Source organism: Arthrobacter sp. Z1-9, from assembly GCF_054792695.1.
The window spans coordinates 3,143,795-3,163,192 of the sequence record NZ_CP096456.1; the positions used below are offsets into that span (position 1 = coordinate 3,143,795).

18 protein-coding genes are annotated in these 19,398 nt (G+C 65.3%); 6 read left to right on the plus strand and 12 right to left on the minus strand.

The annotated features are described in order from the left end of the window. Positions 1 to 18 precede the first annotated feature (18 nt). From M1D93_RS14595 to M1D93_RS14610, 4 genes are all read right to left on the minus strand, one after another. A complete protein-coding gene (locus tag M1D93_RS14595; RefSeq protein ID WP_461172193.1) occupies positions 19 to 1,497 on the minus strand; it encodes an aminotransferase class I/II-fold pyridoxal phosphate-dependent enzyme in 1,479 nt (492 codons plus the stop codon). Positions 1,498 to 1,516: 19 nt separating this feature from the next. Next, positions 1,517 to 2,650, minus strand: coding sequence for a glutamate--cysteine ligase (locus M1D93_RS14600; protein ID WP_461172194.1), 1,134 nt, complete (start codon positions 2,648 to 2,650; stop codon positions 1,517 to 1,519). A gap of 247 nt (positions 2,651 to 2,897) precedes the next feature. Beyond that, complete coding sequence (locus M1D93_RS14605; RefSeq protein WP_461172195.1) at positions 2,898 to 3,716, minus strand: gamma-glutamyl-gamma-aminobutyrate hydrolase family protein; 819 nt, start codon at positions 3,714 to 3,716, stop codon at positions 2,898 to 2,900. 107 nt (positions 3,717 to 3,823) lie between these two features. Beyond that, on the minus strand, positions 3,824 to 4,624 hold the full coding sequence (locus M1D93_RS14610) for a carbon-nitrogen hydrolase family protein (protein ID WP_461172196.1): 801 nt from the start codon (positions 4,622 to 4,624) through the stop codon (positions 3,824 to 3,826). 196 nt (positions 4,625 to 4,820) lie between these two features. On the opposite strand from M1D93_RS14610, the gene M1D93_RS14615 reads away from it, so the two are divergent. Continuing rightward, positions 4,821 to 5,516, plus strand: coding sequence for a class I SAM-dependent methyltransferase (locus tag M1D93_RS14615; protein ID WP_461172197.1), 696 nt, complete (start codon positions 4,821 to 4,823; stop codon positions 5,514 to 5,516). Positions 5,517 to 5,561: 45 nt separating this feature from the next. Here the strand turns inward: M1D93_RS14615 and M1D93_RS14620 are convergent, their stop codons facing one another. The 3 genes from M1D93_RS14620 to M1D93_RS14630 all read right to left on the minus strand — a co-directional run bounded on the left by M1D93_RS14620 (position 5,562) and on the right by M1D93_RS14630 (position 8,513). Further along, a complete protein-coding gene (locus tag M1D93_RS14620) occupies positions 5,562 to 6,479 on the minus strand; it encodes an LssY C-terminal domain-containing protein (RefSeq protein WP_461172198.1) in 918 nt (305 codons plus the stop codon). A 94-nt stretch (positions 6,480 to 6,573) separates the two neighbouring features. Next, positions 6,574 to 7,275: an esterase/lipase family protein gene (locus M1D93_RS14625; RefSeq protein ID WP_461172199.1), complete on the minus strand. Its 702-nt coding sequence runs from the start codon at positions 7,273 to 7,275 to the stop codon at positions 6,574 to 6,576. Between the two features lie 20 nt (positions 7,276 to 7,295). Next, positions 7,296 to 8,513, minus strand: coding sequence for an MFS transporter (locus M1D93_RS14630; RefSeq protein ID WP_461172200.1), 1,218 nt, complete (start codon positions 8,511 to 8,513; stop codon positions 7,296 to 7,298). 134 nt (positions 8,514 to 8,647) lie between these two features. Between M1D93_RS14630 and M1D93_RS14635 the strand changes: the two genes are divergently transcribed. Together M1D93_RS14635 and M1D93_RS14640 are read left to right on the plus strand one after the other, a co-directional pair. Continuing rightward, positions 8,648 to 8,992: a hypothetical protein gene (locus tag M1D93_RS14635; RefSeq protein ID WP_461172201.1), complete on the plus strand. Its 345-nt coding sequence runs from the start codon at positions 8,648 to 8,650 to the stop codon at positions 8,990 to 8,992. A gap of 286 nt (positions 8,993 to 9,278) precedes the next feature. Then, positions 9,279 to 9,605: a hypothetical protein gene (locus M1D93_RS14640; RefSeq protein ID WP_461172202.1), complete on the plus strand. Its 327-nt coding sequence runs from the start codon at positions 9,279 to 9,281 to the stop codon at positions 9,603 to 9,605. 144 nt (positions 9,606 to 9,749) lie between these two features. Here the strand turns inward: M1D93_RS14640 and M1D93_RS14645 are convergent, their stop codons facing one another. From M1D93_RS14645 to M1D93_RS14660, 4 genes are all read right to left on the minus strand, one after another. Beyond that, a complete protein-coding gene (locus M1D93_RS14645) occupies positions 9,750 to 11,522 on the minus strand; it encodes a sensor domain-containing protein (RefSeq protein ID WP_461175027.1) in 1,773 nt (590 codons plus the stop codon). Then, positions 11,522 to 12,358 carry an alpha/beta fold hydrolase gene (locus M1D93_RS14650; protein WP_461172203.1) on the minus strand — a complete coding sequence of 279 codons (837 nt, stop codon included), beginning with the start codon at positions 12,356 to 12,358 and terminating at the stop codon, positions 11,522 to 11,524. The genes M1D93_RS14645 and M1D93_RS14650 overlap by 1 nt, the downstream gene beginning before the upstream one ends. A 106-nt stretch (positions 12,359 to 12,464) precedes the next feature. Continuing rightward, a complete protein-coding gene (locus tag M1D93_RS14655) occupies positions 12,465 to 12,671 on the minus strand; it encodes a helix-turn-helix domain-containing protein (RefSeq protein ID WP_461172204.1) in 207 nt (68 codons plus the stop codon). After that, positions 12,671 to 13,150 (minus strand): DUF2975 domain-containing protein, encoded by a 480-nt coding sequence (locus tag M1D93_RS14660; protein WP_461172205.1) that lies wholly within the window; start codon positions 13,148 to 13,150, stop codon positions 12,671 to 12,673. Before M1D93_RS14660 ends, M1D93_RS14655 begins: the two co-directional genes overlap by 1 nt. A gap of 280 nt (positions 13,151 to 13,430) precedes the next feature. On the opposite strand from M1D93_RS14660, the gene M1D93_RS14665 reads away from it, so the two are divergent. From M1D93_RS14665 to M1D93_RS14675, 3 genes are read left to right on the plus strand one after another with little or no spacing between them, the layout of a single operon-like run. After that, on the plus strand, positions 13,431 to 14,489 hold the full coding sequence (locus M1D93_RS14665; RefSeq protein ID WP_461172206.1) for an iron ABC transporter substrate-binding protein: 1,059 nt from the start codon (positions 13,431 to 13,433) through the stop codon (positions 14,487 to 14,489). 4 nt (positions 14,490 to 14,493) lie between these two features. Continuing rightward, the gene (locus M1D93_RS14670; RefSeq protein WP_461172207.1) at positions 14,494 to 16,083 is read left to right on the plus strand and encodes an ABC transporter permease; all 1,590 of its coding nucleotides are present in this window, start codon (positions 14,494 to 14,496) and stop codon (positions 16,081 to 16,083) included. Beyond that, a complete protein-coding gene (locus M1D93_RS14675) occupies positions 16,080 to 17,237 on the plus strand; it encodes an ABC transporter ATP-binding protein (RefSeq protein ID WP_461172208.1) in 1,158 nt (385 codons plus the stop codon). Before M1D93_RS14670 ends, M1D93_RS14675 begins: the two co-directional genes overlap by 4 nt. A 39-nt stretch (positions 17,238 to 17,276) precedes the next feature. On the opposite strand, the gene M1D93_RS14680 is transcribed toward M1D93_RS14675, so the two are convergent. Further along, positions 17,277 to 19,304 (minus strand): multicopper oxidase family protein, encoded by a 2,028-nt coding sequence (locus M1D93_RS14680; RefSeq protein ID WP_461172209.1) that lies wholly within the window; start codon positions 19,302 to 19,304, stop codon positions 17,277 to 17,279. Between the last annotated feature and the right edge of the window lie 94 nt (positions 19,305 to 19,398).

Here is a 19,398-nt window from a genome sequence, read left to right on the forward strand (position 1 = left end):
TGTCCTCGTTCCTTGCATTTACAGCGATCGGTGTGGTTCCTCGCGGACCACCCTGATGGTCTTGAGCGTTGGGTCAGCTGGATCCGGCAGGACCATACCTGCCTCCACGCCGCTGCGGAGGTAATCAACGGCAGCCTTGTTGATTCGTTCGCCGGGCAGCAGAAGGGGAATGCCGGGCGGATAGGGCGTGGCCATTTCGGCGGCGATGCGGCCTGGTGCCTCCTCGCACGGGATCACTTCCACCGGTCCGAAAAAAGCGTCCCGGGGCAGCATCACAGTCTCCAGGTAGAGGTCCTCCTCGTCAGGGATGACGACGGCGGGCGGCCGGGGAAGGTCCGGGGCAGCTTCCGCGAGGGCGCGGAGAGCGGCCAGGAGTCGGCTGGCGGTCTCCTGGTCATCGGACACGGAAATCACGGCTTCGGTCCTCCGGTGGTCCGTGGTGCCCATGTCGACGCGGCAGTTCTCACGCAGCCAGTCCGTGGCCTGGAACCCGCTGATGCCGAGGTTGGAGACGTCGATCATGATGTGCTGGATGTCCAGGTCATGGGACGCCTCGGCGTGGACCAGTTCCTCTTCGAGGACGTGCAGGCCGGGGATCGCCTCGATGTCCCGCCGGAGTCCCTTCGTCAGTTCCAGGGCCTTTTCGATCATGGCTTTGCCCTCCTGGACCATCTGCCGGCGCCAGCCGTCCATCGCCGCGTACAGCAGCGTGTTGGCGCTGGTAGTGGAGAGGACGTCGGCGCACTGGTTCAGGCGGACCGGGTCCACGAGGTCACCCTGGAGATGGAACACGGAACCCTGCTCGAAGCCCATCCCCATCTTGTGCACACTGACCACGCAGATGTCCGCCCCGGCAGACATGGCCCAGGTGGGCGTATCCGGGTGGAAAGGCAGTTGCGCGCCCCACGCCTCGTCAACGATCAGCGGTTTGCCCCGTTTGTGGCAGATCTCGACAATGGCCTCAAGGTCTGCGCAGGTGCCATAGGGCGTGGGGCTGACGATCAGCGCGGCCGAGGCGTCAGGATACCGCTGCCACATCTCCTCCACGGTTTCCGGTGACGGCGGATGGCTCAGCTTCAGTTCGTTGTCCCACCGCGGCTTGATCCACCGCGGCTGCAGGCCGGACAGCACCAGCCCTGAAACCACCGATTTATGGGCATCCCGGCCGATGAGGAGCTCCCCCTCGCCGCGGGTCACCGCCAGGATGGCGGCCTTGATGGACAGCGAGCTGCCGCAGGTCGTAAAGAAGGCCATGTCCGCACCCACGGCTTCGGCCATCAGCTGCTCCGCTTTGGACAGATAGCCATTGGAAGACTGCCGGTCGTCGAGCCCTGAGGAGGCGACGACGTCGGACTTGAAGCTCTGCTCCCCGAGCACATCCAGCACACGCGGATCCACGCCGCGTCCCTGTCGGTGCGCCGGAGGAGTGAACCCGTATCTTTCCAGTTTCTGGTGTTCGGCCAGCGCATCGAGCACCGGTGCTTCATTCTGGTCCATGTACCCTCCTGATCCTTGCCTAAAAACTCTGGTCGCCCGCGAGCAGCGGCGCCTCGGTCAGCTTCTGAAGCGGGGTTGCCGGCAGGCTGCTGACCTCGATGGCATCGGCAATGACGTCGCACAGGCTGCCCGCCTTTTCGAACGTGGCCCGCTGCCTGGCCGCACCGTTACCGCGGGTCAGAACCTGGAAAAGCAAAGACTCCACGACGTCGAACTCGCCCTGGCTCTTCAGCACGGGCTGCAGATGGTCCAGCAGGGCCATGGCAACGTCGAAGGCGCGCCGGGGCCGGCCGGTCAGCGGATCCAGCAGGTCCGCGTCCAGCCCAAACCGGCCCGCCTGCCAGGAGGCAAGCCGAAGCTGCGCAGCAGAGGCAGGCACGGGAGCCACGCCGTCGCGCCACTCGCGGGCCGCCGTCTCCACGAGGCCGCGCACCAGGGCCGCCAGGAGCACGGCATCGTCCGCGAACAAGCACACGTCCCCCACCCGCACCTCCACGGTGGGGTGGCGGTGGCTGAGCCGGGCGTCAAAGTAGATTTGTCCCTTGTCCAGGAGGACACCGGATGCCAGGATCTCCTGCACGTGGGCATGGTAGGCATCGGCGGAGCCGAAGATTTCGCACGGGCCGGCAGTGGGCCACCGGTTCCAGGCCTGGGAGCGGTAGCTGGCGTAGCCCGTGTCCGTGGCGTTCCAGAACGGGGAATTGGCGGTGAGGGCCATCAACACGGGGAGCCAGATCCGGATCCGGTCCAGGACGGCGACCCCTTCCTCGTCCGACTCAACCTCCACATGCACGTGGCAGCCGCAGGTGAGCTGCTCCACCGCGGTCAAGCCGAACCGCTGGATCATCCGTTGGTACCGCAGGCCGGGGGTGGCAGTCGATTGCACGGGCAACGGGGACGTGGCGAGCGCCACGGAGCGGGCCCCTACGGCACGGGCCGTGGCATCGGCGCTGAGCCGCCGTGCCGCGATGTCCTGCGCGAGCTCGTCCAGTGCGGTCCTGGGCAGGGTGCAGGACTCAATCTGTTCCTGCTTCATCTCGCTGCTGAGCCCGTCGTCATCATTCAGGCTTTCCAGCAATTCTCCCAGCGGAACAGCATGACCGTCTGCGTAGTCGACGATGAGGAACTCTTCCTCGACGCCAACCCGGCGCATCACCGCTGCCCCTTTGGACCGGCATCAGAAAAAACGTTGCGGAAAACAGCCATCATTTGCTCCCTGGATAAGAACCGTGAAGCGTTGGCTTAACCTCATTGTCTAAAACATACTAAGCATGCTTATTTCCTGTTCGCAAGGCAAAAAACATGAAAACGCCCCGGAACAACGCGCTTTTCGCGCTGTTCCGGGGCGGTACGGGGAGCTTATTTCGGGCTTCTTTGCGCCCTGCCGGCCTGGTTTTTGCTCAGACGAGCGGGGGTCCGGCGAGGCTGGCGTTGATCTCCGCAGTGACGGACGACGGCGGGGTGGCGGGCAGGAGGCGCGACAGGAACTTCCCGCGGGCTGCTTCGACGAAACCACGGAAGAGGCCGAAGTCCTCGGGCAGCTCCTCCGGGTGCCACTGGATGCCCATGGTGAAGGTGTTTGCCGGGTATTCGATGGCTTCCACCACCTGGTCCTCGCTCCAGGCTGCAGCAATAAGGCCCTCACCGAGCCTGTCCACCGCCTGGTGGTGGGAGACCGGCACGGGTCCGGGGTTGGCGCCGATCAGCTGCTCAAGCCGGGAGCCGGGCTTGATCTCCACGGGGATCCTGTTGAAGTTGTAGCCGCCGGGCTGGTACTGGCCGTTGCCGATCACATCGGGCAGGTGCTGGTGGAGGCTGCCGCCAAGCGTGACGTTCAGCAACTGCTCACCGCGGCAGATGCACAGCAGTGGAACGTCCTGGCGGATCGCTTCCTGGATCAGGGCCTGCTCCCAGGCATCACGTTCCGGACGGGGGGCATCGGTTTCGGGGTGGGCGTCCTGGCCGTAAAGGGACGGGTCAACGTCCCAGCCGCCGGGAACCACCAGGCCGTCGAGCCTGCCCACGAGCTGTTCAATCATGCTTGCCATGACCGGCTGGGGAGGCAGGAGGATGGGGACACCGCCCGCGGCGATGATGGGGTTCAGGTATGTCTCGGGCAGGAATGCCGCACTAACCGTGCCGCAACCATCGGTACCGGCCTGCTCCAGGTACGTGGTGAGTCCGATGATGGGTGTCATCGCGGCGTCGGTTGTCTGCACAGTAGTCCTTCCGGGGGATGTTTCTGCCTCCAATTTTAGGGCGGCGGAAGGCTCTGAATGTTTCGTGGAGGTCAAATGCAGGTGTCAAGAGGATCACACTTTCAGGCTCATTCCGAGTCCCGCGGTATCACGGTGAAGCGGCGGTGGCGCAGGGACGGCACACGGGTCCTGACCGCCGCGATCCGTTCGGGTTCGAGCTCGGCGAAGATAATCCCGGGCGCCTCGCCGGCATTGGCAATCACCACGCCGAAGGGATCAACCACGATCGAGTACGCGGTAGCGAGCGGGCCGCACTGGTTGGCCGTCACCACGTAGGTGGTGTTCTCGATGGCACGGGCGCGCACCAGGGTGCTCCAGTGGTCCTCTTTACCCGGGCCGACGATCCACATGGCCGGCAGCAGCAGGACGTTCGCCCCGGCGTCCACCAGGTAGCGGGCGCTTTCGGGGAACCTGAGGTCGTAGCAGGTGAGCATGCCCAGGCGCAGCTGCCCGAAGGAGAGCAGATACGGCTCGCTGATGGTGCCCTGGCTGGTTCCGTCGCTTTCGCGGTAGCCAAAGGCGTCGTACAGATGGACCTTGCGGTAGGTGCCCTCCACTGAGCCCTCCGCGTCAAGAGCCACCAGGGTGTTGAAGGGTAGGCCGTTGGGGTTGGCCTCAGCCGTTCCTACCACCACCGGCAGGTGCAATCCTTTTGCGAGCGCCGCGATCCCGCTGATGAAGGGCCCATCCAGGGGCTCTGCCAGGTCCGCGAGGACGCTTGGGGGCTCGGTTCCGGCGTAAAGACTGGACTCGGGAAGCACCAGCAGGTCAGCGTTATTCAGCGCGGCAGTTTCCATAAGTTGCTGTATCTGCACCAGGTTCCGCTGTGGTTCCCTGCCGGCGCTGAACTGCCCTGACGCAATCTTCACTTCGGCCTCCTGCCATAGTGAAACGTCCCCCTCCCCAAAGGGTCGCACACCCGGGTCTGCGCGAACAGCCCTGTCTAAAGCCTCGACGGCGGGCGATAATTCCAGCCAACAAAGGCGATAATTCCAGCCAACAAAGGCGATAATTCCAGCCAACACAAGATTCCGGGAACAGGCACAGCTACGGAAGAAGGACGGTATGCCAGAGGCCGGCAAGCAGGGACCAGGCTCCTCCGAAGAGGGCGGGCCGGCGGACCTGCAGCACCCCCGCTTCGCCCGGGCCTACGTGCGGGCTGTGGAGGAGATGAACCGCCGCGGCGGCACTGAACACCGGCGCACCATCCTTGGTGGCCTGAGCGGGACCGTCATCGAAATCGGCGCCGGCAATGGCTCCGCCTTTGCCCTCTATCCGGAAACGGTGACCCGCGTCCTCGCCATCGAACCGGATGACTACCTCCGAAACCTTGCCGTCGCCAGTGCCGCTTCCGCACGAGTACCGGTCACGGTTCTTGCCGGTGCCGCCGAACAAATCCCTGCGGGGGATGCCAGCGCGGACGCCGTCGTGGCCAGCCTCGTCCTGTGCAGTGTGCGGGACCAGGCCGCTGTGCTCGCCGAGATCCGCCGGGTCCTGCGCGCCGGAGGCACGCTCGCCTTTTATGAGCACGTCCGCTCGGGCAACCGGCTGCTCGCCGCGGCCGAAGACCTGCTCACCCCGGCCTGGCAGCGGATGGCCGGCGGCTGCCATCCCAACCGGGACACGCTCGCGGCCATCACCGCGGCAGTATTCACGGTGCAGGCCAGCCGGCGGTTCGGCTTCTCCCCCAGTCCGCTGGCCCCTTCAGTTGCCCACATCCTGGGCACCGCCATCAGCCCCGGCCACCTTGGCCATGGTTGACCAGGCGCAGTTGACCGGCCGCAAGAGCCGACGCAATTAAGCCGCCTAAGAAGGTGCCGAACCCGCCCTGCGCAGCCGGTCCGGCGGGTGCAGGTCGATGATCGGGAGGTGCCCGTCGGTGCGGATGGCGTCGCCGCCGCCGTTGCGGTGGTGGTAGCCGCTGGAGTAGTTGCGGATGACGTGCACGGACTCCACTGCGTTGGCCGAGCGGAGCGTGTCGATGATGAAGTCGCGTTCCTCGTCCGTGCGGTCGGCGATCTTGTGTGTGATCTGGAAGGTGAACAGGGACAGCCCCACGCTTCTGTCGTACGTCCCGGCCCCTACCCAGTCCACGGCCAGGCCGCCGGGCAGCATCCAGCCGGCCGGGCACTTCCAGAACCGGACGTGGTGCCGCTTACGCGGGTTCCCGTCAATTTCGCGCTGGAACGCAAGGTCGTGCTTGTTGCCAAACACATAAAGCGAGCTCACCGGGGCCTGCGGGTAGCTGCGCCCCATGACAGTCGAGGTCAGGGTGCGCCAGGCGGTGGCCGGGGTGATGGGATCGGCTTCCACCCAGCCCGCCGTCCGCATCGCCTGCCGCAGCTCCTCCCGGGGGCCCACCACGGCGAGGTTGACCGGATCGCCCAGGACGCCGTCGCCCGTTCGAGTCCGCCCGATGAAGTAGTCCGGGATGTACAGGCTGCTGAGGATCTTATGGATGCGCGGCAGCAGCGCATAGGCCAGGATCAGCCAGACCGGCAGGAAGACCCAAGCCTGCTCGGGCCCGCGCGAAAGCCGGGCGAGCAGGAAGTAGTAGAGAGCCCAGCCCACGGCAATCGTCACCACCAGGTACAGGAGCCGCTGCAGGACGGCCAGGACGGTGGCCCACCTGCTTTGCCGGCGCTCTACCGCGCTGCTGGAACGTGAGTGGTCCGGCTCGTCCGGAAGGGCACCCTTCCGGCCAGCGTCGCCAGGGGACGTCACGGTGATTCTCCTTTCGGCTGCCTACCCCTAGCCAGCCTAGACGTGCGGCCGGAAGCCTGCAGCCCGCTGTTGAACAGCAACGAAGGTAGCGAACTCACGCCGGGAGGTTTAGCTGCTCCACGATGATCCGCGACGTTTCAGAATCCCCCAGTATCCGGAAATGCCCGGCTGTGGGCAGTTCGATGTTGGTGGCGCCCGGCAGCATGCTGCCCTCGGGGATGTGCGGATCGAACGGCCCGTAGATGGAGGTGATTCGGCTGTTGATCGTTTCCTCGCGGGCCAACTGGAGAGTCAGTGCGTTGCGCGGGGAGAAGATCCGCAGGCTGGGCAGCAACATGTATTTGGCATAGCGCGACCCGGAGAACGGCGTGCACACAGCGATCATCCGCTCGATCCGGTGCTCGGGATCGAGGTTCAGCATCGCGTACTTCCCGATGAGCCCGCCCTTGCTGTGCGCCACGATGGCGGCGTCCCGCAGGCCCGCCTCCTCCAGGTGCTGGGCAACGAGCCTGGCGGCGGCGGGGACGTCCAGGCTGTTCCGCTGCAGGACCGTCACCACGTGGACCGGGTGGCCGGCGTCGTGGACGCACTGGATGAGGGGCAGCATAAACTGCCAGTTTTCGTACACGCCGGGGATGATCACCACGGGAGCCCGGTGGCCCTGGTGGAAGGAGCCGGGCTGCACGCGGGAGAGCACGCCGCGGACCTGCCAGAGGCCGGCATAAAGATAGTCCTGCAGCCACCACACGCCTTTTTGCAGCGCGCTGATTCGAGTGGGTGTGCCCGTTTCAGTCATCTGTTGAGGATAGCGCCCCGTCAGTAGTTCCGCCGGTGCTTCAGCCGGGGAATCACGACGGCGAACACGGCCGCCGCCGCGAACCCCAGGATGCCCGTGGCTGAGATCCCCGCCCCCAGGGACGCCAGGGCCGTCACCCCGGAGAGAAGGACGGGCCCTCCGGTGGACCCGGCGTCGGCCATAAACCGCCACAGCCCCAAAAACTGGCCGCGCCCCCGGTCCGGGGAAAAGTCGGCCCCCAATGTCATCACCAGGCCGGAACTGATGCCGTTGCCGAACCCGATCAGCAACGCCGCCAGTAACAGCCCCACAAAGGACCCGGTCAGCGGAATCAGCAGCAGCGCGGTCCCCATCAGCAAGGTAGACGGGACGGCAACAAACTGGCGGCCCTTCCGGTCCATGAGCTTGCCGGCCGGATAGAACACCAGCATGTCGATGGCCCCGGAGAGCCCGTAGATCAGGGAGGCCGACGTCGCGTCCATGCCCAGGTGGTCTGCCCACAGCGGGATGACCACCTGGCGCGACGAGCGCAGCGCGCTCAGCAGCAGGATCCCGGCGCCCACGCTCAGGAATACGCCGGCGTGGGAAACAGCCACCCTGCGCAGGGTGGGCTCCGGGCCGGCACTCGCGCCGTCGCGCGTTTCCGCCATCTTGAGGTCCGGAATGGTGAGGGACAGCAGCGCGGCGGCAGCCATCGCCGCCACGCCCACCCAGTACGCACCGCCAATCCCGGAGAACTGCATCACGGCCGCGCCCAGGAACGGGCCAATGAACACGCCAATCCGGTTTGCGCCGCCCAGCGTGGACAGCGCCCGCGCGCGGAACGTCACGGGAACGGCCTCGGTGAGGTACTTCTGCCGGGCCAGGCCGAATACCGCGCCGGCCATGCCGACGACGGCCATCGCCACCGCGAGCAGCCACAGTCCGTTGGGAACCAGGGAGGACAAGCCGGCTGCGGCGAGCGCAAGTCCGGCCGCGACGGCGGCGCCCACAATGGCCCAGCGTTCGCCGAACTTGAGGGTGACCAGCGACGCCGGCAGGTTGAAAAACCACGAGCCCAGCCCGATCAGGGTGACGATCAGGGCCGCGACGGCAACGGAGGCGCCCAGCTCGCGGGCGCTCAGCGCCACCACCGGAAGAATCGCTCCCTGGCCGATCCCGAAGAGCAGGGTGGGGCCAAAAGCCGCCACAGCGATAGCGCGCAGGCTGAAGGGCTGAGGGGCATCCGGGGAAGTCATCAGATTTATCCTAGGGTGGCTCGCAGCAGGGGGATTAAAAGCAATTATTTTGGGGGTCACAAAACCCTTGCGAAGGACTAGCGTTTGCCTTATGGGGTGCTGATGCGCGCCCACGGCCAAAGGGAGGTTTTTCCATGGGTGAAGTGTGGATCCGTACGCTCGGCAACGGGCTCGTCCGGGCAGACAGGGTCACCGAGATTTCAACAACCCGGGGAACGCTCCATGAGGACCAGGGGTTTTCGCTGAAGGTCATCGTGGACGGCAAAGGCCATGTCCTGATCGACGACGCTGACCTTCAGGGAACCCTCGGCCAGCGGCTCGAATACGCGCGGCACATCGAGGACGCCCTGCTGCTTGCGATGGATGAGGCACGGGAAAGGGACACCTCCGTGGTCATCTCCTATGAGCCTGAGCGCGAGCGCTGGTCGTCGGCGCCGGTGTCGGTTTTAGCCGGAAGACTTCCTGAAGTGGTCGGCTGAAACTTTTCCTGAAGGCCGCGGGCTGGAGGTCCGGGGCCGGGTCGTCCGACGGCGGGCGGCGGCTCCGGGGACGCCGGGTTGCACTTCCGGCGTGCGTACGGAGGCCGCTGATGCTGGTGCCTGCCCCGTAGTCCGCTCGCATGGGCGTGACAGGATCAGCATCGGTGTAATAAATACGTAACTGTTGCGTGGGTCACATTTGCCCCTTACTCTGGATGAGGCTTAAGAAACAGGCCAAAGCAAGAAGCTGCAGCGTCGCAGCCAATGCCGGGGAAGGCTTTAAAACTTGAATTCCAAGCTCAACATCGTTGTCCGTGTAGATCTCGACCACGCCAAAGCTCTGGTGATTGCAAAGGGGCATATCACCATCCACAGCGTGAACGCACTTTATGTAGTAGTTAAGCGGGCCAATTCCTTAAAGGATGGCCTGGACCTGAAGCTGGACATCAGCCACGCACGGGTTGATGACGAAGCCCTTGAAATGCTTCATACCGCATCCGAAACGCATCACCTGCCGGCCAGGATCGACCCCCAGCAGGCACCTTGTACCATCAGCGTGCTCGCGCCGCGGCGGGAGTACGCACCCGCAAGTCGCGCACTGATCGCCGCCTAAAAGCTTCGCAGGCAAGGCACCCGAAGCGCCCACTATCGGGCCAGGGAGCCAGTCAAAAACTTTGTCTTCCAGATTTTCCACAAACTTCGAGTGCAGCTGTATCCGAATAGACGGGTAGCTGCACTCTTAGTTTGCGGAAACGTGTTACGCGGGTACCGGTTCCCCGCCGCCGTTTGCGTCCAGCCACTCCTTGAGGAGCGGGGCGGGCAACGGCCGGGCGAAGAGGTACCCCTGGGCGAGGTCGCAGCCCATGGCCTTGAGGGTTTGGACCTGGCCGGTGGTTTCCACGCCTTCGGCGACGGCCCGGATCCCCACCGCGTGCGCCAGGTCGATGCAGCTGCCCACGATGGCCGAATCTCCCGAGTCAGACTCCAGCCCACTGATAAAGGACCTGTCGATTTTCAGTTCGTCGATGGGAAATTTCTTCAGGTAGGTCAGGCTCGAGTAGCCCGTACCGAAGTCGTCCACAGCCAGGCCGACGCCCAGGTTCTTGAGGGCCGTGAGCGATTCGAGTGCCGCGGCGGGGTCTGCCATGAGGGCCGTCTCGGTAATTTCCAGCAGCAGGAGCGCGGGGTCGATGCCCCGGAGCCGGAACCCGGCTTCCACCATCGGGACCAGTTCGGGGTCATTGAGCTGGCGGGCTGAAAGGTTGACGGCGAACTCAAGGCGGGCGCTGCCGGCGCCTTCCCGGCGCCAGCTGTCAGCCTGTTTCAGCGTCTCGCCCAGGACCCACGCGCCAAGCGGCCGCACCAGTCCGGACTCCTCGGCCATGGTGATGAACTCCGACGGCGGCAGCAGTCCGCGGGTGGGGTGCTGCCACCTAACCAGTGCTTCCACCCCTCTTGCGCGGCCGGTGCGCAGGTCTATCCGGGGCTGGTAGTGCAGGCGGAGGGCACCTTCCCTGATTCCGTGCCGAAGCTCGCCCAGCGCGCGCAGCCGGTCCACCGTGGGGTCCGACTCCGCGGGCTGATGCAGCTCCCAGCGGTTCCGTCCCAGTTCCTTCGCCCGGTACATTGCGATATCAGCGCGGCGGATGAGGTCTTCAAGGGTTTCACCGCCGTCCTCGGCCACCGCCACTCCAATGCTTGCGGAGGCAACTATTTCCAGGCCCTCGATCTGCATCGGTGCGCGAAGGACCTCCAGAAGCCCGGCAGCGAGCGCCGTGGCTTCCCCGGCACTGGCAAAGGCGTCCACCACCACGAACTCGTCCCCGGAAAGCCGGGCCACGATGTTCGTTCCCGAGGCCACCGACGTCAGGCGCTGCGCGACGGAGACCAGCAGCTCATCCCCCGCGGCGTGCCCCAGGCTGTCGTTGACAGCCTTGAAATGGTCCAGGTCCAGGAAGAGGACCGCCAGCCCGCGCGGCCGGGCAGTTCCGGCGGCGGGGTGTTGGTCCAGCGCCGCCTTCAGCCCCGCCCGGTTGGGCAGGCCTGTGAGGGCATCGTGCAGCGCCAGGCGGTGCAGTTCCTTTTCAGCTTCGGCACGCCGGGCCTCGGACTCCTCCGCGGCGCGAAGAGCCGCCACCAGTTCCCTCTCGTACATCCGGCGTTCGTGGGCGCTGAAGATGATCACCCGGACGACGGCGGGCTCCCCGCCCGAGGCCGGGGACCGCGACGCCGATAGCAGCGCGGCCCGGCGCTGCCCGTCTGCGTCGATGATTTCCACTGCTATTTCGGACACCGCGCCCGTGATTCCCAGTTGTGGGATGCAGTGGGTTGAATACAGGATCTGGTCCCCCACAGGCATGAGGGACTGCAGGGTGGACCCGAGAAGGTCCGGGCGGCCGCGGCCCGTCCAGCTCACAAAGGTGTCGTTGACCGCGGTGATGCGCCCGGCGTCGTCCGTCATCAGGTAGCCGCAGGGCGCCTGGTTGAACAGTGCTTCGAAGTGGGCCGGCTCCGGGCCCGGCGTGGCCATCACGGGCCGGACGCGAGATATCGCCGGATGGCATCGGCCGTGGCCTCCGGTGCGCTGACATGCGGGCAGTGGCCCGTTGCCTGCAGGTGCACCAGGGAACTGCGTTCCAGGTGCTGGTGCATGTAGGTGCCGACCTCCGGCGGCGCGAGCAGATCGTCGGAGCACTGCAGGATCAGGGTGTCCGTCGGTACTTGCCCGAGCACCTGCCGGGTGTCCGAGAGGAAGGTGACCCGCGCAAAGTGCCGGGCGATGGACGGATTGGTCCGGCAGAAGCTGCTCCGGAGCTCCTCGGAGAGCTCCGGAGCCTCCGGGTTGCCCATAGCCATCGGAGCCAGCGCTTCAGCCCAGGCAAAGTAGTTGCTGTCCAGTGACGCGAGCAGGCCCTCGATGTCCTCCGGGGAGAAGCCGCCCACGTAGCCCTCGGCGGGGTCGTTGGTGTAGCGGGGCGACGGGGCCACCAGGATGAGCCGGGAAAACCGCTCCGGTTCCTGCGTTGCCGCGATGACCGCCATCATCGCGCTGACGCTGTGCGCCACAAGAATGACGTCCCTCAGGTCCAGGGACTGGCAGATCTCCAGGAGGTCCGCCGCATAGCCGTCCAGGGAACCATACTTCTTCCGGTCATAGGCATTCACGTCGGAGTGGCCCGCACCCACGTGGTCAAAAAGCACCAGCCGGTAATCGTCGGCAAAGAAGGGCAGCAGCCTGCACCACATGTCCTGGTCGCAGCCGTAGCCGTGGGCAAACATCATCACCGGCCCGTCAGCCCGCCCGGACACCGTGACATTGTTCCGCCGGATCACCGTGGAAATCGCTGCCGTTGCTGCTTCGACCATTCCTGCTGAACCCCTGCCTAGGGTGACCTTGTCCTGCCTCAGATACTAGCGGCGGGAGGATACGGAATCCTAGGATCCCGCTGGCCGGACCTCGGGCCGCGGGGGCTCACTCCTCCACGAACTCCAGCAGGTCGCCGGGCTGGCAGTTGAGGACCCGGCACATTGCTTCCAGCGTGCTGAAGCGCACGGCCTTCGCGCGGCCGTTCTTCAGTACCGCAACGTTGGCGGGCGTGAGACCCACACGGTCGGCGAACTCCCCCACGCTCATCTTTTGTTTGGCCAGTTCCACGTCGATGCGCACCACGATGGGCATCAGATCACCGCTTCCATGTCGGCGCGCAGGTCCGCGGCCTGCCGCAGCAGTGCGCGCAGCACCACCACCACCAGGCCGAGGGCGGCGCCGGCTACCAGCATCAGGATCAGCAGGATGGGCACGCCGGGATCATCGGCATTGAGGACCACCACGGCGGAGAACACCGCGAACATGGTCCAGGCCGCGGCGATGGCCCAGACGATTGCGTCCACCCACACCAGGGCTCCCCTGGTGAAGATCCTGTCCTGCTTCACCAGGCTGAGGAGCTTCCAGGTGCTCACGATAACCACCTGCACGCAGGCAACCTCCAGGACGAACAGGATGGTCAGGGGCCACTGCAGGTGCGCCCGCTCCGGATTCTCCTGCGCCATATGGGCAAACTGGCCGGGGATGGACATGACCTGGAACAAGAGCAGCAGGAGGAACGCGACCACAAGGACGATTCGAAGGGCGATGACGGCCAAACGGGTTATCTGCATACATCGAGTTTCGTTGCATACCTATCGAAAGTCAATCGCACAAAGGCGCCACCCGGAACCGCAGAAGTCAGGGCCACGGGCGGCAGGGGCGGCCGGGGGTGCCGGCCGGGCAATACGGCACGCAACAGTTCCGTAATTCCTGTGATGCTCCTCACTTAAAGCGCTTTCCGGCTTCTGCGTTAGGGTTGCCTACCCTACAGTTCCTCGGGTGGGTAATTTTTCCTCAAGGCCCGCCTGGACCCCGGTCCGCCCTCACTCTTCCCCAGAAAGCAGTGCCTCAATGAAGATTCGCAACAGCGCCCTGCCGGCCCTCGCAATCGCCGCCAGCGCCGCCCTCGGCCTGACCGCCTGCGCAGGCGGCGCCACTCCCGCTGCCACCGGTTCCGCCTCCGCCGCGGGCGAAGCGGGCGCCGGCGAAATTACGGTGTACAACGCCCAGCACGAAAGCCTGACCAAGGAATGGATCGATGCCTTCACGGCTGAGACCGGCGTCAAGGTGACCATGCGGCAGGGTTCGGACACCGAGCTGTCCAACCAGATCATCCAGGAAGGTGCGGCGTCCCCGGCCGACGTCTTCCTCACCGAGAATTCCCCGGCAATGACGCAGGTTGAAAACGCGGATCTTTTCGCTGACGTGGACAAAGCCACCGCTGAGCAGGTGCCCGCAGAGTTCCGCCCCTCCACCGGCAAGTGGACCGGCATCGCCGCCCGCTCCACCGTCCTGGTCTACGACAAGGCCAAGCTGACCGAGGACCAGCTCCCCAAGTCGATGCTTGACCTGGCCAACCCCGAGTGGAAGGGCAGGTGGGCAGCTTCGCCGTCCGGCGCCGACTTCCAGGCCATCGTCTCCGCGCTGCTTGAGCTCAAGGGCGAGGCTGCCACCGAAGAGTGGCTGACGGGCATGAAGGAGAACTTCAAGGCCTACAAGGGCAACAGCACCGCCATGAAGGCGGTCAACGCCGGCGAAGTGGATGCAGCGCTGATCTACCACTACTACTACTACGGCGACCAGTCCAAGACCGGCGAGAACTCCAAGAACGTCAACCCGTACTACTTCAAGAACCAGGATCCGGGCGCTTTCGTGTCCGTCTCCGGCGGCGGCGTGCTGAAGACCTCCAAGAACGCGGCCGCTGCGCAGGAGTTCCTGAAGTTCATCACCGGCAAGAAGGGCCAGGAAGTCCTGAAGAACGGCACCTCCTTCGAGTACGCCATCGCCTCGGATGTCCCGGCCAACGAGAAGCTCGTTCCGATCGCGGACCTGCAGGCTCCCACCGTGGACCCCGCAAAGCTGAATTCCGAGAAGGTCACCGAGCTGATGACCAAGGCAGGACTCCTCTAAGTTCGTGACTCCTGACCTATCGGCTCCCCCTCGAGGGAGCACGACGTCGGCGGGCCGGGGCAGCAGCCCCCGCCCGCCTTTCGGCGTTTCAGCGGTGTCCATCCTGGCGGTGCTGATCGCCCTCTTTTCCCTCGTGCCCCTGGGGTACGTGGTGTACATGACGGTGGCAACCGGGTGGGACACCGCCGTCGAACTCATCTTCCGGCCGCGGGTCCTCGAACTGCTGCTGAACACCCTCCTTTTGACGGCATTCACCGTTCCGCTCTGCCTTCTTCTTGGGGTGGCAGGGGCCTGGCTTGTTGAACGGACCAGGCTGCGGGGCGCCAGGATCTGGGCGGTCCTGCTGGCCGCCCCGCTGGCTATTCCCGCGTTCGTGAACAGCTACGGCTGGGTTTCGGCTATCCCTTCCCTCGGCGGGCTGGGTTCCGGCGTGCTCATCGCCACGCTCTCCTATTTCCCGCTGGTGTACATTCCGGCGGCCGCCACGCTGAGCCGGTTGGACCCGGCCATTGAACAGTCCGCGGCTGCCCTGGGTCTCGGCGCGTGGGGCACGTTTTTCCGGGTGGTACTCCCCCAACTGCGCATCGCAATGACAGGCGGGGGCCTCCTCGTAGCGCTTCACCTGCTGGCCGAATACGGCGCCTTCGCGATGATCCGCTTCGACACGTTCACCACCGCGATCATGGTCCAGTACCAGTCCACCTTCAACGGCGCGGCCGGGAACATGCTGGCCAGCGTCCTGGTGTTCTTCTGCCTCCTCCTGCTCCTGGCCGAAGTCTCGAGCCGCGGGACGGCCAGGTACGCCCGCATTGGGTCGGGCGCCCAGGCAAAGGCCTTGCGGCTGCCGCTGCGCGGTTACCAGGTTCCGGCCCAGCTCTTCCTGGTGGCGCTCACTGCGCTGGCCTTCGGGCTTCCCCTCTTCTTCGTCCTGCGCTGGACGGTAGCAGGCGGGGCAGACATCTGGTCTGCAGACGAGTTCCTGCCCGCCCTGCTGACCACGCTCGGCTACGGCCTGGCAGGAGCCGTGGCTACAATCGTGGTGGCCTTTCCCATGGCCTACCTCGCAGTGCGCCACCCCGGATGGTTCAGCAAATCCCTGGAACTCTCCAACTACGTCACCAGCTCGCTGCCGGGGATCGTGGTGGGCCTGGCCTTTGTTACTGTCAGCATCCGCGTGGTCCCCGGGATCTACCAAACGTCCGGTGTGCTGGTGGCGGCCTATGTGCTGCTGTTCCTCCCCCGGGCCCTGGTGAACCTGCGGGCAGGGCTCGCCCAGGCGCCCAAGGAACTCGACGAGGCAGCGCAGGCACTCGGTAAGCCGCCGCTGCTCTCCTTCATCCGGGTCACCCTGCGGCTGACGGCACCCGCGGCCGCCGGCGGGGCCGCCCTCGTCTTCCTCGCCATAGCAAACGAACTCACTGCCACCCTGCTGCTGTCCCCCAACGGAACCCGCACGCTGGCCACCGAATTCTGGAGCAAGAGCAGCGAGATCGACTATGCGGGAGCCGCCCCCTACGCACTCCTGATGATCCTGCTCTCCGCACCCATGACCTACCTCCTCTTCCAGCAGTCCAAGAAAGTAGCCGGCCAGTGACCGAACAATCCCCACCCCGGCTGCCGGAACCACGCATCGCCCCGTCGGTGGCGCCCTCCACCAACAGCCACCTGGAGATCGCGGACGTCACCCGCCACTTCGGCACCCAGGCCGTCCTGAAGGGCGTCAACCTCTCCGTCGCCACGGGCGGAACCACTGCCATCGTTGGCCCCTCCGGCTCGGGCAAAACCACCCTGCTGCGACTGATCGCGGGGTTTGAGCATCCGGCAACCGGCAGCATCTCGCTCAACGGGAAAAAGGTGGCGGGCGACGGCGCATGGGTTCCGGCGCATAAACGCCATATCGGGTATGTGGCCCAGGACGGGGCCCTGTTCCCGCACCTCACCGTGGCCAAAAACGTGGCCTTCGGCCTGGACGCAGCGAAGCTTTCCGGCGGGCGGCGGGCCGTGGCGGACCGCGTCCGTGAGCTCCTGGAGATGGTGTCGCTGGATCCGGATATGGCAAAGCGGCGCCCGCACCAGCTCTCCGGAGGCCAGCAGCAGCGCGTTGCCCTGGCCCGGGCCCTGGCGCGCGAACCGGAACTGATGCTCTTGGATGAACCGTTCTCAGCCCTGGATGCCGGACTCCGCGTTGCCACGCGCAGGGCGGTGGCCAAGGTCCTTAATAAAGCGGGCGTGACTACCATCCTGGTGACGCACGACCAGGCGGAAGCCCTTTCCTTCGCCGATCAGGTGGCGGTGATGCGCGGCGGGAAACTGGCGCAGATCGGCAACCCGTTTGTGGTGTACACCCGTCCCGCAGACCGGGCCACCGCCGAGTTCCTGGGCGATGCGGTGATCCTGGATGCCTGGATGGAAGGTTCGCTGGCCACGTGCTCGCTTGGGGGCATCCCGGTCCGCCGGCCGCCGGCCCAGGGCCGGGTCCAGCTGATGCTTCGGCCCGAACAGATCCGGATCGCAGAGGACGGCCCCATCCGCGGGGTGGTGGTGGAGACCGACTATTTTGGCCCCGAAACCACCGTGCGGCTAAAGCTTGCCGTTCCGCCCGAACTCGCCAGCCGCGCCGACCACCGGTACCCGGGCGGCGGCGAGATCATCACCATCCGGCACTGGAACGCCTCCCTTGCCCAGCCGGGCATGGAACTTTGCCTGCGCGTGGTGGGCGAAGGCGTGGCCTTTCCCTCCGACTCCTGACAGTCAGCAGGCTCCGTTTCAGCTGTTTCAGGGCGGATTTCAGTCCCTACGCACCTGGCTCGTGGCCGTTCCCCCGCGGCTGGATTCGGCCCTTACGGAAGTAACCTGAGTACGCGGGCCCGGCTTGGCCTGCAGGGACCAGCCGCCGAGGGAGTTGATGGGGACGGTGCCCAGCAGTGTTTCGGGACGTCCGGGCGTTACGTCGTAGACCTTCACCGAAGCTGAACCGGTCGGGACAGCCCCGCCGATCCTGGAGGTTCCCGCGACGTCCATGTCCCTATTAAGGCGGTGCCGCGCCGTGGTGATGGTGAGAACGTCGGTCTGCGCCGTTGGGGTTGCTGCCGCCGTCGGCGTTGCCTCAGCGGTGGGGGCGGGCGTTGCAGTATCCGTTGGCTCGGCAGTCGCGGTTGCGCTGGTGGTTGGTTCCCGCGTATCCGTTGTCGGCTCGTCCGTGGGTTCCTCCACCGCTGCGGTCTGGTTGATTGGATGCGGCTTCGAGGCCTCGATGGGATGGTTGGGGTCAGGATCGTTCGTGTCGATGCCCACGCTGAACTGGGCCATCATGTCGTGATCCTCGTGGGGGAGGTTGTGGCAGTGGATCATGTACCGGCCGCGGTGGTGCTCAAACTTCATGAGCAGCCGGACCGTCTCGCCCTCGCCGACGTACACCACGTCCTTTGGCCCGCGTTCATAGTTGAAGGGTGCTCTCCCGTTGCGGCTGAGGATCTGGAAATCCACCAGGTGGATGTGGACCGGATGGAACCACCCTCCGGAGCTGTTTTCGATTGTCCAGATTTCCACATCATCCAGGTCCGGGTTTGCCACGACTTTCCTGTAGCCGCTCTCCACCACTTCGTCCCATGTCATGTCGCCGATGGTCCAGATGTCGTTGTCCCGTTTCACGCGCAGATGCCGGTTTTTTACCGACTGCGAGGGCGTCAGGCTCATGGGGGTGCTTGGTGCGAGCAGCTTCGGCATCACCTTTGCGGCAGGCCCGGACGTGTCCACCGGTTCATCCGTCACATCAAACGCCATGACCCTGCCGGTGTTGTCGTAGTCCACGTTGTTGTTATTGGACAGGTTGCGCAGTTCCACGCGTTTTCCAGCCGGGTACTTGGAGAAGTCGATGAGGACTTCGTAGCGCTCCGCGCTGCTGTGGCGCCATGATGTCACCTGCTGAGCGGCAGGCATCAGGCCGCCGTCCGTGGCGACCAGGGTTACGGGGTCCCCGGTGCTGAGGGAGAAACGGTAGGAGCGGGAAATGGAAGCATTGAGGATCCGGAAGCGGTAGATCCTCCGCTGGACCTTCATGACCGGCCACGGTGCGCCGTTTACCAGGATGACATCACCCCAGAGGCCGGAACGGGTGTTGTCGTCGTAGGCCAGGGAGCCGTTGGCGGCGAACATGGCGTCGGAAACGGTCAATGGCACGTCGAACTTGCCCTGGGGAAGCAGGCTTCGTTCAACCTCGTCGTGCAGGTGGTAGTGGCCCGCCAGCCCGGAGTACACACTTTGCGACGTGTTGTGGACAGCGTGGTCGTGATACCAAAGGGTCCGCGCCGGTTGGAAGTTGCCGTACTCGTAGTCCTTGCAGTAGCCGAGTCCGGTCAGGTCGTTGGCGTACCCGTCGAACTGCGGCAGCGAGGCCGCACCGTGCAGGTGGGTGGATGTATCGAGCCTGTACCCCCACTGCGGATGGAGCAGCGGCAGCACGTTGTCCATCATCATGGTGATGCGTTCGCCCTGATTCACCTTGATCGTTGGTCCCGGGAACGTCCCGTTGTAGCCAAGGATGGGAGTGCTCAGCCCCGGCACGATATTCGCCGAGCTGAGCCTCTGCTCAATGCGGTAGTGGTGCCTGGTATGGCCGTCGGCATCCACCGTGGTTTTTGTGGGTTGAAGCACCGACGGGATAGTCAGAGCCCGCTGGAAGGGCCTGGGCATGTTGCCGGCAGCCAGCTGGCTTGCTGACTTTGCCTCGACCGATCGCAAGGGGACGGCAAGCCCAAAGGCACCCATGATTCCGATACCACCTATTTGCATTGCCTGCCGGCGCGAAATGGACATGCCTGAAGCGTGGAGGGACCACGGTGCGAAAAAGTTGGGGAAATCTGGGGGCACGGTGATGCCAAGGATTTCCCAAGCGGCCCACGCCAAGCTG

Bases quoted from the DNA above. Each gene is read 5' to 3' on its own strand.
- M1D93_RS14600 (WP_461172194.1), bottom strand. From the start codon at position 2,650: ATGCGCCGGGTTGGCGTCGAGGAAGAGTTCCTCATCGTCGACTACGCA.
- M1D93_RS14655 (WP_461172204.1), bottom strand. From the start codon at position 12,671: ATGCCCATCGTGGTGCGCATCGACGTGGAACTGGCCAAACAAAAGATG.
- M1D93_RS14680 (WP_461172209.1), bottom strand. From the start codon at position 19,304: ATGTCCATTTCGCGCCGGCAGGCAATGCAAATAGGTGGTATCGGAATC.
- M1D93_RS14595 (WP_461172193.1), bottom strand. From the start codon at position 1,497: ATGGACCAGAATGAAGCACCGGTGCTCGATGCGCTGGCCGAACACCAG.
- M1D93_RS14645 (WP_461175027.1), bottom strand. From the start codon at position 11,522: ATGGCCACGCCGGGCCCGGAGCCGGCCCACTTCGAAGCACTGTTCAAC.
- M1D93_RS14650 (WP_461172203.1), bottom strand. From the start codon at position 12,358: ATGGTCGAAGCAGCAACGGCAGCGATTTCCACGGTGATCCGGCGGAAC.
- M1D93_RS14615 (WP_461172197.1), top strand. From the start codon at position 4,821: ATGCCAGAGGCCGGCAAGCAGGGACCAGGCTCCTCCGAAGAGGGCGGG.
- M1D93_RS14625 (WP_461172199.1), bottom strand. From the start codon at position 7,275: ATGACTGAAACGGGCACACCCACTCGAATCAGCGCGCTGCAAAAAGGC.
- M1D93_RS14630 (WP_461172200.1), bottom strand. From the start codon at position 8,513: ATGACTTCCCCGGATGCCCCTCAGCCCTTCAGCCTGCGCGCTATCGCT.
- M1D93_RS14665 (WP_461172206.1), top strand. From the start codon at position 13,431: ATGAAGATTCGCAACAGCGCCCTGCCGGCCCTCGCAATCGCCGCCAGC.
- M1D93_RS14660 (WP_461172205.1), bottom strand. From the start codon at position 13,150: ATGCAGATAACCCGTTTGGCCGTCATCGCCCTTCGAATCGTCCTTGTG.
- M1D93_RS14635 (WP_461172201.1), top strand. From the start codon at position 8,648: ATGGGTGAAGTGTGGATCCGTACGCTCGGCAACGGGCTCGTCCGGGCA.